At 70.4% G+C, this 13,552-nt stretch carries 8 protein-coding genes; 6 read left to right on the forward strand and 2 right to left on the reverse strand.

All coding sequences use genetic code 11. From position 1 onward, the window contains the following. Nucleotides 1–9: 9 nt before the first annotated feature. A complete protein-coding gene (locus OID54_RS23195) occupies nucleotides 10–1,347 on the reverse strand; it encodes an SWIM zinc finger family protein (protein WP_329022355.1) in 1,338 nt (445 codons plus the stop codon). Between the two features lie 118 nt (nucleotides 1,348–1,465). Between OID54_RS23195 and OID54_RS23200 the strand changes: the two genes are divergently transcribed. The 5 genes from OID54_RS23200 to sucD all read left to right on the forward strand — a co-directional run bounded on the left by OID54_RS23200 (nucleotide 1,466) and on the right by sucD (nucleotide 9,304). After that, nucleotides 1,466–2,590 carry an ATP-binding protein gene (locus tag OID54_RS23200; protein WP_329022358.1) on the forward strand — a complete coding sequence of 375 codons (1,125 nt, stop codon included), beginning with the start codon at nucleotides 1,466–1,468 and terminating at the stop codon, nucleotides 2,588–2,590. Next, a complete protein-coding gene (locus OID54_RS23205; RefSeq protein ID WP_329022360.1) occupies nucleotides 2,587–5,361 on the forward strand; it encodes a DUF5682 family protein in 2,775 nt (924 codons plus the stop codon). Before OID54_RS23200 ends, OID54_RS23205 begins: the two co-directional genes overlap by 4 nt. Nucleotides 5,362–5,462: 101 nt before the next feature. Next, a complete protein-coding gene (locus tag OID54_RS23210) occupies nucleotides 5,463–6,614 on the forward strand; it encodes a vWA domain-containing protein (RefSeq protein ID WP_329027724.1) in 1,152 nt (383 codons plus the stop codon). A gap of 602 nt (nucleotides 6,615–7,216) precedes the next feature. Beyond that, nucleotides 7,217–8,398, forward strand: a complete 1,182-nt coding sequence (gene sucC / locus OID54_RS23215) for an ADP-forming succinate--CoA ligase subunit beta (protein WP_329022362.1) — start codon at nucleotides 7,217–7,219, stop codon at nucleotides 8,396–8,398. Between the two features lie 21 nt (nucleotides 8,399–8,419). Further along, nucleotides 8,420–9,304, forward strand: a complete 885-nt coding sequence (gene sucD / locus OID54_RS23220; protein ID WP_329022364.1) for a succinate--CoA ligase subunit alpha — start codon at nucleotides 8,420–8,422, stop codon at nucleotides 9,302–9,304. A gap of 203 nt (nucleotides 9,305–9,507) precedes the next feature. Here the strand turns inward: sucD and OID54_RS23225 are convergent, their stop codons facing one another. Continuing rightward, nucleotides 9,508–11,214: a sigma factor-like helix-turn-helix DNA-binding protein gene (locus OID54_RS23225; RefSeq protein ID WP_329022366.1), complete on the reverse strand. Its 1,707-nt coding sequence runs from the start codon at nucleotides 11,212–11,214 to the stop codon at nucleotides 9,508–9,510. 116 nt (nucleotides 11,215–11,330) lie between these two features. On the opposite strand from OID54_RS23225, the gene OID54_RS23230 reads away from it, so the two are divergent. Then, the gene (locus tag OID54_RS23230) at nucleotides 11,331–13,460 is read left to right on the forward strand and encodes a cell division protein PerM (protein WP_329022368.1); all 2,130 of its coding nucleotides are present in this window, start codon (nucleotides 11,331–11,333) and stop codon (nucleotides 13,458–13,460) included. The last annotated feature ends 92 nt before the right edge of the window (nucleotides 13,461–13,552 follow it).

The following is a 13,552-nucleotide window of genomic DNA, read 5'->3' on the forward strand; positions in this document are numbered from 1 at the left end:
CCCTCCCTCTCAGATCAGGACTACCGTCTCGAACGCACTCCCCGACCAGGCGGCGAGCGGGGTGACGCCGCGGTGGCCGCACTCGCCGAACACGGTGATCGGCCCGCCCCCGGACAGGGCCGCGAGCCGCCACAGCCCTGGCCGGGAGATGGCGGACGGGGCGATGGGCAGTGCGGAACCACCCTCCGCATCCGCCAGTTGCCAACCGTCCCCGTCGGGGACGGGAATCACGTCCGTCAAGGTCACCGGCCAGCTGTCGAGCCAGGGATCATCGCTCAAGGCGCGCCCGTACGCCTCGACGGCCGAGGCAACGGGGCCACCGGGCGGCGGGGAGCCCATCGGGACCGGTATCCCGAACTGGCCGCTGAGATCCGCGCGGAGCTGTCCCGCTCCCAGATGGGGAGTCAGCTCCGCGTCGATGACGGTCCCCACGGGGAGCGACAGTTGCGGAGCCCTGCCCGCAGCACCGAAGGAGAGAAGCAAGGCCATCTGTTGCGTTTCCCTTCCGTGCACCCATATACGGCGTGTGGTGATCTTCGCTTCGGCCCTGTCGTACTGGGACAGCACGGACCAGTGGTCCCGCACCGGCTCTCCAGCGGCGGGTGAGGGAAGGCCGACCTTGGTCCGCACGGTGACGGCAAGCGGCTCCGGGAGCCGCTCGATCTCCAACCACGCCCGGTTCAACAGATGGAGCATCGAACACTCCTCCAGCAGCCGCGCGGGCCAGCCGGGCCCCGAACCGGGAATCGCCCCCAACTCCCGCACCCGGGAGGCCAGCCCCGGCGCCTGCGCGTCCACCATGCGTGCAGCGGTCTCTTCCCAGAGGCCGTAACCCGCGCGCTCGGCCGTCGCCAGCCCACCGCGCAGCAGGTCGGTCAAGCGCTGTTCCAACTCCAGTGCTCCGGAAGTGATCCGCTCGGCCCGACGCGCCGCCCTGCGTCTGGCCGCCTCCGGATCCGCGACCTCCCCCGCTCGCGTCTCGCCGCTTCCCTGCTCCGCTCGACTCCGCCGCCCACTCAGCCACTGCTCGGCCCAGTCCGGCTCCGCGCTCGCCCGTACTGCCTCCTCGTCCGTGACCCACAGCAGAAGCAGCCCCAGCGCATGCTTGCAGGGGAACTTCCTGCTCGGACAACTGCACTTGTACGCGGGGCCCGTGATGTCCACGACCGTCTGGTAGGGCTTGCTCCCGCTGCCCTTGCACAGACCCCATATCGCTCCGGCTTCGCTCCGACCCGTGCCCGACCACTGGCCCGTTGTGCCGAGCCTGCTCCCCGCCTTCTGTGATGTGGCGTCAGGAGCCAGTGCCAGGACCTGTTCCGATGTCCAGCGAACCCCCGTCTGATTCATGTCCACGACGTTAGCCCCCACCACTGACAAACGGCTCTGACCTGCACTGACGGTTGACTGTCAGTGGTGTGGTGCAGGGTGGGAACCACATCGGATCGCACGATCTGGAGGGGGACACATGACCATGCCCGAGACCAGTTCCGGCATCGGCGCGGAGGCCGGCGCCGAGGTGCTGCGACCCCATGCCGAGGTGGCCTTCGCACAGGAGTTGGAGGCCCTCGCGGCGGCCGATGACCGACCGCGCCCCGTCAACTGGCGGCTCTCTCCCTGGGCGGTCGCCACGTATCTGCTGGGCGGCACCCTGCCGGACGGGACGGTGATCTCCCCCAAGTACGTGGGGCCCCGCAGGATCGTGGAGGTCGCCGTCACCACCCTCGCCACCGACCGTGCGCTGTTGCTCCTCGGGGTGCCGGGCACCGCGAAGACCTGGGTGTCCGAGCATCTGGCCGCCGCCGTCAGCGGGGACTCGACCCTGCTCGTGCAGGGCACGGCCGGCACCTCGGAGGAGGCCATCCGCTATGGGTGGAACTACGCGCGACTGCTGGCCCACGGTCCGAGTCGGGACGCTTTGGTGCCCAGCCCTGTGATGCGCGCGATGGCTGAGGGAATGACCGCCCGTGTGGAGGAACTGACCAGGGTCCCGGCCGATGTGCAGGACGCGCTCATCACGATCCTGTCGGAGAAGACCCTGCCGGTCCCCGAACTCGGGCAGGAGGTCCAGGCCGTCCGAGGGTTCAACCTCATCGCCACTGCCAATGACCGCGACCGTGGTGTCAACGACCTCTCCAGCGCCCTGCGTCGACGTTTCAACACGGTGGTACTGCCGCTGCCCGCGACCACCGAAGCGGAGGTGGACATCGTCTCCCGTCGAGTCGATCAGCTCGGGCGTTCGCTCGACCTGCCCGACGCACCGGCGGGACTGGAGGAGATCCGGAGGGTGGTCACCGTGTTCAGGGAGCTCCGGGAGGGAGTCTCGTCCGACGGCCGCACCAAGATCAAGTCTCCGTCGGGGACGCTGTCCACCGCCGAAGCGATCTCCGTGGTGACCGGGGGGCTCGCCCTGGCCGCCCACTTCGGTGACGGCGTGCTGCGCCCCGCGGACATGGCGGCCGGAATCCTCGGTGCGGTGGTGCGCGACACGGCCTCCGACCGCGTGGTCTGGCAGGAGTACCTGGAGGCCGTGGTCCGTGAGCGCGATGGCTGGCAGGACTTCTACCGGGCCTGCCGCGAGGTGAGCGTATGACCGGCCCGCTGCTGCTAGGAGTCCGTCACCACGGGCCGGGCTCGGCGCGGGCGGTGAGGGCCGCGCTCGAAGCCGCTCGTCCGCCGGCCGTCCTGATCGAGGGGCCGCCCGAGGGCAATGACCTGATCGCTCTCGCCGCGGACGAGGGGATGCGACCCCCGGTGGCGCTCCTGGCCCACGCCGTGGACGATCCGGGGCGGGCCGCCTTCTGGCCGCTCGCGGAGTTCTCCCCCGAGTGGGTGGCGATCCGTTGGGCCCTGGCGCGGGGTGTTCCCGTCCGCTTCATCGACCTTCCGGCTGCGCACTCGCTGGCACTTGCGGCCGAAGAGGAACAGCGGGAAGCGGACGATCGCAGCACGTCGGACGACGATCGCCCCCTGCCGGGCAGCGAGCCGGCAGACGCCGACCGGCACGGGCGGGACGTTCCTGCATCCGACGGACCCGAGGACCCCGGTGGAGTGCCCGGAGCGCATGCACCGGAGCCGGCCGGTGCTGGAACCGTGGATCGGAAGGCGGGGGAGAGCGCTGAGCCAGGCCAGCAGCGCCCGCCCGCGAACATCGAACAGGCCATGTCCGCCGACGTACGCATCGATCCCCTCGCGGTCCTGGCGGAGACGGCCGGATACGACGATCCGGAGCGTTGGTGGGAAGACGTCGTCGAACACCAGGGTGGCCCGGCCGCCCCGGAGACCGTGGCTGCGGACGCACCGGTCCCCACCGCGCCGCACGATGGATCAGCGTCCGATGCAGAGAAAGGGACGGGGACCGACCCGCTGGCGCCGTTCGCCGCACTCGGAGAGGCCATGGCCGTGTTGCGCGATACGTACGGTCATGGCGGGCATCGCCGGGACCTGGTGCGCGAGGCGTATATGAGGCTTCAGTTGCGCACCGCGCGCAAGGAGTTCGGTGACGGGGTGGCCGTGGTCTGCGGTGCGTGGCACGTGCCGGCCCTCAGTGAGAGGACCACCATCGCCGCGGACCGGGCCGTACTCAAGGGTCTCCCCAGGACCAAGACGGAGATGACCTGGGTTCCCTGGACCCATCGCAGGCTCTCCCGGTACAGCGGATACGGCGCTGGGATCGAGTCGCCGGGGTGGTACCAGCACCTTTTCCACACGCAGGAGCGCCCCATCGAGCGATGGATGGTCAAGGTCGTCGCACTCCTGCGCGAAGAGGACCAACCCGTGTCATCGGCCCACGCCATCGAAGCGGTTCGGCTCGCCCAGACCCTGGCGGTCCTGCGCGGACGACCGCTGGCCGGGCTCGCCGAGACGACCGACGCGATCCGAGCGGTCATGTGTGAGGGCTCGGACGTGCCACTCCAGCTGATCAAGGACCGATTGACTATCGGCGATGTGCTCGGCGCGGTTCCGGAGGGTGCCCCCGCCGTGCCGCTCCAGCGGGACCTGGCCCGGGCCCAGCGCAGACTGCGACTGAAACCGGAGGCGTCGGAGCGGCAGTTGGAGCTCGATCTGCGGTCCGACGGCGACGCCGCCCGGAGCCGACTGCTGCACCGGCTGCGGCTGCTCCGCGTGGAGTGGGGCGAGCCGCATGCCGGGCGGAGCAGCACCGGCACCTTCCGGGAGGGCTGGCGGCTGCGCTGGGAGCCCGAGTTGTACGTACGCGTGGCCGAGGCCGGAGTCTGGGGCACCACCGTCCTGTCCGCCGCCACGGCCAAGGCGGAGCACCGGGCGCTCTGTGCGACCACCCTCGGCGAGATCACGGCACTCGCCGAGGAGTGTCTGTTGGCCGAACTGACCGACGCGCTCCCGGTGGTGATGCGTTCGCTCGCGGACCGGGCCGCGCTGGACACGGATGTCGGCCACCTCGCCGAGGCGTTGCCCGCCCTCGCCCGGTCCCTGCGCTACGGCGATGTCCGCGCGACCGACACCGCAGCCCTCGCCGAGGTCGCGACCGGCCTTGCCCAACGGATCTGCGTGGGACTGCCACCCGCCTGCTCGGGACTCGATGCCGACGGCGCCTTCGCCATGCGCCAGCACATCGACGCCGTCCACACCGCCGTGGGGCTGCTGCCCGCCGCGGAAGAACTCGGCGAGCGCTGGAGTTCCGTCCTGCTGCGGTTGGCCTCTCGGGACTCCGTGCCCGGGTTGCTGCGGGGCCGCGCGGCCCGGCTCCTCCTCGACGACGGACGGCTCGACGACATGGAGGCCGCCCGGCTGATGGGCCTGGCCCTGTCCAGCGGTGCTCCGCCGGCCGAGGCCGCCACCTGGATCGAGGGATTCGTCGGCGGAGCTTCGGGCGGTGGGCTCCTCCTGGTGCACGACGAGCGACTGCGGGGGCTGGTCGACACCTGGCTGAGCGGAGTGTCAGGGGATGCGTTCACCGATGTCCTTCCGTTGCTGCGCCGCACCTTCGCCGCTTATGAACCGGCCGTTCGGCGAACACTGGGCGAATTGGTACGGAGATCCACGGCGGAGGGGGCAACCCGCCGTGGGGCGGGGGCGCGAGGGCTCGGCGCAGTCGGTTCCGAGGGATTCGGGGACGGTCTCGACCGGCCACGGGCGGACGCGGTGCTGCCGATGCTGCGATTGATCCTCGGTATCGCCGCCGAGGAAGCAGGGGGACCAGCGGAAGCGACGGAAAGGTCTGCAACGCCCGTATCAGTTGAAACGGCCGGAGCGGCTGAAACGGCGATTTGCGCCACGGGGGAGCGGGCGATGGCGGACGGGCTCACCGCCGGGGCCGCGATGAGCGGGATCGGACCGGGAACGAGCGGGCGTGCGGACGGCAGAGGGGGCGGTGCGAAGTGACGACCGAAGAGACGGCCGTGGAGCCGGGGGCGGCCCGGACCGCTCCGCAATCAGTGGCCCCCGTACCCCCGGAGCCCACGGCGACTGACGCGCCGGGGACTCTGCCCGAGGCGTCGGAAGGCGAGCGGCTGCGGCGATGGCGACTGGTCCTCGGCGGTGAGTCGGCCGATGGCACGGGCTGCTCCCTCGCCGGGGCGGACGCGGCCATGGACGGTGCCCTCACCGCCCTCTACGGCACGGCGCCGAACGGCGGTCGCAGCAAGGACCGTGGCGCCGGTCTAGGCTCCTCCTCGCCTTCCGTGGCCCGCTGGCTCGGCGACATCCGTACGTACTTCCCCAGTTCGGTGGTCCAGGTCATGCAGCGCGACGCCATCGAGCGACTGGACCTGGCGACCCTGCTGCTGGAGCCGGAGATGCTGGAGGCAGTGGAGGCGGACGTCCATCTCGTCGGCACCCTCATCTCACTGAACAAGGCCATGCCGGAGACGACGAAGGAGACCGCCAGAGCCGTGGTCCGCAAGGTGGTCGACGACCTGGAGAAGCGGTTGGCGACCCGTACCCGGTCCACCCTCACCGGCGCGCTCGACCGCTCGGCCCGCACCAGCCGCCCCCGCCACCAGGACATCGACTGGGACCGCACCATCCGCAGCAACCTCAAGAACTATCTGCCGGAGTTCTCCACGGTCGTCCCGGAGCGGCTGATCGGCTACGGGCGCGCATCCCAGTCCATGAAGAAGGAGGTCGTGCTCTGCATCGACCAGTCGGGCTCGATGGCGGCTTCCATCGTCTACGCCTCGGTGTTCGGTGCAGTGCTCGCCTCCATGCGGGCCATCGCCACCCGTCTCGTCGTCTTCGACACCGCGGTGGTCGATCTCACCGACCAACTCGACGACCCGGTCGATGTCCTCTTCGGTACCCAACTCGGCGGCGGCACCGACATCAACAGGGCCCTGGCGTACTGCCAGTCGCAGATATCCCGGCCGGCCGACACCGTCGTGGTGTTGATCAGCGATCTCTACGAGGGCGGTATACGGGACGAGATGCTCAAGCGGGTGGCGGCGATGAAGGCGTCCGGAGTGCAGTTCGTGGCGCTGCTCGCCCTCTCGGACGAAGGGACGCCCGCGTACGACCGCGGTCATGCGGCTGCGCTGGCTGAGCTCGGGGTTCCGGCATTCGCTTGTACGCCGGACCTTTTCCCGGACGTCATGGCGGCGGCGATCGAGAAGAGGCCGCTCCCGATACCCGACCGATGAGCGGCGAGGGTGCCGCTGAGTCTTTTGGCGGCCCTCCACGGCGGTCCTGCGATGGGACAGACAGAGGACCCATGGGCCGGTGCAAGGCCGGCACCTACCGACATCAGGGTCTCGGCTGTTGGGCTGCGGCGGGGCAGGAGGGCGAGCATCCGTACAACGCGGACTCTCTCCGCATACGGCCACCGGCGGAGGGGAACGGGCGGGGACGACGGCGTCCACGTCCCCGGTTCGAACCCCGTTGAGTCACCCTGCGGCGCGACCTGCGTCACAGCCGTCCGACCCTCTTCGGCGGGTCGGACCGCCCGTGCCCCGGCGGCCCCTTCCGGTGCGGATTCCGCAGGCCAGTAGGGCCGAACGGCAGATGCCCCGGGGGCTTCGACGCCACTGCGACACGGCCTGAGGATCGATCTGTGACTGTTATCACCACTCCTGTGTGAGCTCCAATTTAGGGAGCCACCGTCCACGGGGATAACCTGCGAGACGGACATGCCGCGTGCTCGGACACCGTGTGCGCATCCCTTGTGACATCGCAGTCACGTTGCCCTTCGCGGCACGCCCACGCAGACAACGAACCGCGATCAGCAGAAAAGGGACGGACGCGCGTGGACCTGTTCGAGTACCAGGCGAGGGATCTCTTCGCCAAGCACGGTGTACCGGTGCTGGCCGGTGAAGTCATCGACACGCCTGAGGCGGCGCGCGCGGTGACCGAGCGTCTCGGCGGCCGGTCGGTCGTCAAGGCGCAGGTGAAGGTCGGCGGCCGAGGCAAGGCCGGCGGCGTGAAGCTTGCCTCCAGCCCGGATGACGCGGTCGAGAAGGCCGGTCAGATCCTTGGCATGGACATCAAGGGCCACACCGTACACAAGGTGATGTTGGCGGAGACCGCCCCGGACATCGCCGAGGAGTACTACGTCTCGTACCTCCTCGACCGCACCAACCGCACCTTCTTGGCCATGGCCTCCGTCGAGGGCGGGATGGACATCGAGGAGGTCGCGGCCACCAAGCCCGAGGCCCTCGCGAAGATCCCGATCGACGCCAACGACGGTGTCTCCGCGGAGAAGGCCGCCGAGATCGTCGCTGCCGCGAAGTTCCCGGCTGAGGTCGCTGACCAGGTTGCCGACATTCTGGTGACCCTGTGGAAGACCTTCATCGCTGAGGACGCGCTCCTCATCGAGGTCAACCCGCTGGCCAAGCTCGCCGACGGCCGGGTCATCGCGCTCGACGGCAAGGTTTCTCTCGATGAGAACGCCGACTTCCGTCAGGCCGACCACGAGGCTCTTGAGGACAAGGCTGCGGCCAATCCGCTGGAAGCCGCTGCCAAGGCCAAGAACCTCAACTACGTCAAGCTTGAGGGCGAGGTCGGCATCATCGGCAACGGCGCAGGTCTGGTGATGTCCACGCTGGACGTCGTCGCCTACGCCGGCGAGGGCCACGGCGGCGTCAAGCCCGCCAACTTCCTCGACATCGGTGGTGGCGCCTCCGCCGAGGTCATGGCGAACGGCCTGGAGATCATCCTGGGTGACCCGGACGTCAAGTCCGTGTTCGTCAATGTCTTCGGTGGCATCACCGCCTGTGACGAGGTCGCCAACGGCATCGTGCAGGCTCTGGAGCTGCTGAAGACCAAGGGCGAGGCCGTCACCAAGCCGCTGGTCGTGCGTCTCGACGGCAACAACGCGGAGCTGGGTCGCAAGATCCTCTCCGACGCGAACCACCCGCTCGTGCAGCGCGTGGACACCATGGACGGCGCGGCCGACAAGGCTGCCGAGCTCGCCGCGGCTGCGAAGTAAGGGACGAGGGACTCCACAACCATGGCTATCTTCCTCACCAAGGACAGCAAGGTCATCGTCCAGGGCATGACCGGTGCCACGGGCATGAAGCACACCAAGCTCATGCTGGCTGATGGCACCAACATCGTCGGCGGAGTGAACCCCCGCAAGGCCGGTACGACCGTCGACTTCGACGGCACCTCCGTACCCGTCTTCGGCTCGGTAGCCGAGGCGATCAAGGAGACCGGCGCTGACGTCTCGGTCCTCTTCGTGCCCCCGGCCTTCGCCAAGGCAGCCGTCGTCGAGGCCATCGACGCCGAGATCCCGCTGGCCGTCGTCATCACCGAGGGCATTGCGGTGCACGACTCCGCCGCCTTCTGGGCGTACGCCACCAGCAAGGGCAACAAGACCCGGATCATCGGCCCGAACTGTCCTGGACTGATCACCCCCGGCGCTTCCAACGCCGGCATCATCCCGGGTGACATCACCAAGCCCGGTCGGATCGGTCTGGTCTCCAAGTCCGGCACGCTGACCTACCAAATGATGTACGAGCTGCGGGACATCGGCTTCTCCTCGGCCGTCGGCATCGGTGGCGACCCGGTCATCGGCACCACCCACATCGACGCGCTCGCGGCCTTCGAGGCCGACCCGGAGACGGAGCTGATCGTGATGATCGGCGAGATCGGCGGCGACGCCGAGGAGCGCGCGGCCGACTTCATCAAGGCCAATGTCACCAAGCCGGTCGTCGGCTATGTCGCGGGCTTCACCGCCCCCGAAGGCAAGACGATGGGCCACGCTGGCGCCATCGTGTCCGGTTCGTCCGGCACGGCGCAGGCGAAGAAGGAGGCCCTGGAGGCCGCCGGGGTGCGGGTTGGCAAGACCCCCACCGAGACGGCCGTCCTGGCTCGGGAACTGCTCAAGGGCTGATGCCCGAGAGTGATCAACGTGTGGTGAACACGGGTGTGGGCCCTGCCGGGGAACGACGGCGGGGCCCGCACCCGTTTCGGCCTGTTCGCGCTGTATCGGCCCCGGCGCCCTGTGCACACGGCACACAGCGCACGGCCGCCCCGCCCTCGCCCCGCCTCGCACCGCAAGCAGGGTGCGAAGCGAAGCGGGGCGGGCGTCGAGGTTCAGCGGGTCTGTGGCATGAGCCGACCCGGCCCGTGCGCCGGGTCGGAGAGCAGCCTCTCCCGCAACTCCTTGCTGCGTTCCGACAACTGTTGGGGTCCCGCATGGGCGGGGATGCCCTGGACCTGCCGGCCCGGGGCGATCGTCGGCTGGTACTGGGTGGGCGCCGTGGCCGCCGCCAGCCCGGTGATCCCGATGAGCAGCGTGGTGACGGTCAGGGCGGTTCGCGTCCAGAACCAGACATGGCGTTCGCTGTTCCTGCGGACCACGGCTGCCGGTGTCGGTTGCGGCGCCGGACAGGCGTCCGCCAGGGCGATCAACTGCTCGTGCAGCGCTTCCTCGGAACCGAGCTGAGGCAGTCGCGCCGCGATAGCCTCCCGCGCATGCAGTACCCGGTTCGCCGCGGCCGGTGTGCTCGCCTCCGTCTCGGCCGCAGCCTCGGGCAGGTCGAGGTGTAGCCCGTCGTAGAGCAGGAGGGTACGGCGGTACGCGGGTGGGAGCTCCAACAGCGCATCGAGGAGTTCACGCCACCTGGGTTCGAGCGGTGGGGTGTCGGGATCCCGATAGCCGGGCCGCAGCCGCTGCCACGGGGACATCGCGTACTCGTAGGCGGCGGCGCGCACCCAACCGATCGGATCCCGGTCGGTGGCGACTTCCGGCCAGTGCTGCCACGCGAGGTGGAAGGCCCGCTCCACGGACTCATGGGCGAGCGTGCGCCGACCGGTGAGCAGGAACGCCTGCCGTACGAGGTCGGGTGCCGCCCGTGTGTAGAGGTCGTCGAACGCCTCCGCGGGGGTCGGTCCGCACGTGCTGTCGGGCAGTGAGTCGCGCGGTGACCAGTGGGGCCAGACGGACTCGTACGGCTCCCCCTCCTGGTCTTCGGCCGGCTGAGCGGCACCGGCGGCCGACTCCCCGGCTGGTGCAGTTGCTTCGACCGACTTGGCCGACTCGGCCGACTCGACCGCTTTGGCAGCTTTGGCTGATTCGGCGGAAACGGAACCAGCGGAGACATCGAGGGCGGCGGCAGGCACAGGCGGTTCCGTAGGAGGCGTAGGAGGAACTGGAGGCGCGGGATGGACGACTGGCAGGGCGGGGCTGGCCGGATGCGGAGGCGCCGGCCTGGCGGCGCGCTTCACCGCGGGAACGGGCCGGGTGGTGTCGTGCGGCTGCTTTCCTCGGGCCGGCTTGGGCGCCTGGGCGGCCTGTGCCTGGGGCGGTTTCGGACCGGAAGCGGCGCCGTACGACGCCCCTTCGTGGTGGTCCTCGCCGTGTTCCTTCGCGACGGATTGCGGTGGTGACGGCCGTGGCGTCTGCGCCATCGGGGCCGCTTCAACCGGAGTCGTCGCAACCTGGTCCGCTGTATCCAGTGGTGCCCCGTCCGGGCTCGACGCTCCCGCAAGAGCGACCGCAGTAACCGCATCCGACGGTCCTTGCGCGCTCTCGGCGCCCGCCACGGCCGGGGCGCTGCCGGTGTCGACATCCGCCGTGGCAGGTTCCCCCGACGGCGCCAGCAACCTCATGTACGCCTCCCGGCGCCGGCCGCGCGGATCAGTGCGCCCCGTCTCCCACGCCCGCACGGTCGCCTTCGTCACACCGAGTGCGATGGCGACCTCCTGCTCGCTCATCGACTTCGCCTCGCGCAATCTGCGCCGTTCCTTCGGGGAGGGCAGCGGAGTCCCGGAAGCGGAGTGGGTGGTGCTCTGGGTCATGTGGGGCTCCCCGAAGCGCTGCACTCGGCGTAAAAGTACATAAACGTATCTTGAGCGACACAACGGCCATTCGCCTGTTACATGGATAGAGCGCGTGTCGTTGGGAGCATGGGCCGGTGACCCAGACGACCGATCACGGCACTTTCCCCGCACCGGCACCCGTTCTCGTACAGGGCCGACGGAAGGCCGCCCTGGTGGCCTGCTTCGCCCGTGGAGCCACCACCGCAGGGCTGGGGCTCGGCGCGATCGCCGTACTGGTGATGGTGCTGTGGATCAGTTCCCCGTACCCCGACAGCGGACCGCAGGGCGCGCTCCATGTGGCCGCCGGCATCTGGCTGCTGGCCCACGGAACCGAACTCGTCCGGACGGACACCCTCACCGGGCCGCCCGCGCCGATGGGCTTGGTGCCCCTGCTGCTCGTGGCGCTGCCCGTCTGGCTCGTCCACCGTGCGGCCCGTGATGCGCTGCTGCCCGCCAACGGGCGTCCCAGGCCCTCGGCAGGCGGGGTGATCTGCGCGGTGAGCGCCGGATATCTGCTGGTCGGCGCGGCGGCAACGGTCTATGCGGCCCGCGGCCCACTGATCGCGGACACCCGCAGCGCAGTGCTGCACCTGCCGCTGGTGACGGTCCTGGCAGCCGTGGCGGGCGTGTGGACCGCGAGCGGTCGCCCCGGTGGTTCCCTCCCGACCTGGCTGCCGAGGACCTGGCGGCTGACGCTCGCCCGCACCTGGCTGATCGTGGCAGTGCGCGCGGCCGTGGCCGGGGTGCTGGCGCTGTTCGGCGGCGGAGCGCTGCTCGTCGCCGCCGCACTGGTGTGGCACGCGGATGCCACCCAGGACACCTTCCTGCACCTCGCATCGGTGTGGTCGGGCCGGCTCGCGGTGCTGCTGCTGGGTCTCGTGCTCGTACCCAATGCGGCGGTGTGGGCCGCGGCCTACGGTCTGGGACCTGGGTTCACCCTCGGTACGGGAGCGACCGCCACGCCCATCGCCGTGTCCGCGGACCCGGCACTGCCGCCGTTCCCGCTGCTCGCCGCGGTACCCGCGGAGGGGCCGGGAACTCCGTGGAACTGGGCCTGCGCAGCGGTTCCGCTGATCGCAGCACTCGTGATCGCCCGGTTCGTGACGGCGACGGCAGCTCCGCGCGGCGCCCCGCGGGCGCAGGTGTGGAGCAACCGCGAGACCGCCCTGACCGCGCTGTGCGGTGCCGTGGGGTGCGGCCTGTTGACGGCGGCGATGGCCGCGGCCTCGGGCGGCGCGCTGGGGACGGGTCGACTGACGCACTTCGGTCCCGTGTGGTGGCAGTCGGGCGGGGCCGCGCTGCTCTGGTCGGCCGCGATCGCGATTCCCGTATCCGTTCTGCTGCGCGTGTGGCGCGTACGAGGCCAGCGTGCGCCGCAGTCGTCGACGGCAGACGAGTCCGGTCCCCGGCCGTCGATGACCGCGGCTCGGGCAGTGCGGGTCGACGAGGTGATCATCGACGACGGAGGCGATTGCTATGACTTCCTGCCCACGGAGCCATGGCGCGAGCGGGACGATGCGGCGCACCGCACTGTCGCGTCTACGTCTGCGTCGACGCCTGCGGCGCAGGGCGCGTCAACCACGCCGCCTCCGCTACCCACGCCGACCTTGCTGCGGCCGGCGCAGCCCGGTGCCGGGAGCGCCGATGCCGTCACCCCGGACGGTCACCGGTCCGATGAGGCCGCGGGCCAGTCCCCGTCCGCGGAACCGTCTCGTATCGACTGGGCGAAACGACAGCCGGAGATCGGTACGGCGTGGATGGCTCCGCGACCGGAGTCAGGGCCGGGGGCTCCCGTGCCCGTCGCGTCAGGCGCGGGGCACCCCGACCCCACCGACGTCCACTCGAAAGAAGCAGGGTCCATGACGGAACTGACCCCCTCCGGGGAAGGTCCGACCGTCCCCGGCACAGGAAGCGGAACATCCACGGACGCCGTCGCTCGACCGTCCGTCTCCCTGCGCAAGCCCTGGTCCGCGCCTCCCAGCCCCTGGCCGAGCAGCCCCGGCACCCCCCGCAACCCCGACAGCCTCAGCAGCCCCGGCGACCCTGATGCGAGCGATGCCCGTACGGGCGAGGGGACGCCAAGGGGTGAGGGGAATCGGGAGAGCACTCCGGATGCGCCGACCGTTGCCGACCAGCAGAGTTCGACGGACTCCCGGAAGACGCCCCAGGCTCCCGGCCAGACCGATGCTCCCGGCCGGACCGACCCACCCGGGCCGCAGGAGTAGCGGCCGGCCGCCCGGCGCAGCCCGCCCCACCGATCCGGTCGAAGCGCACGGCCGAGCGGTCGAGCGGCAGAGCGGTCGATCGGCCGATGAAG

It is taken from the genome of Streptomyces sp. NBC_00690 (assembly GCF_036226685.1).
Lineage (GTDB): Bacteria > Actinomycetota > Actinomycetes > Streptomycetales > Streptomycetaceae > Streptomyces.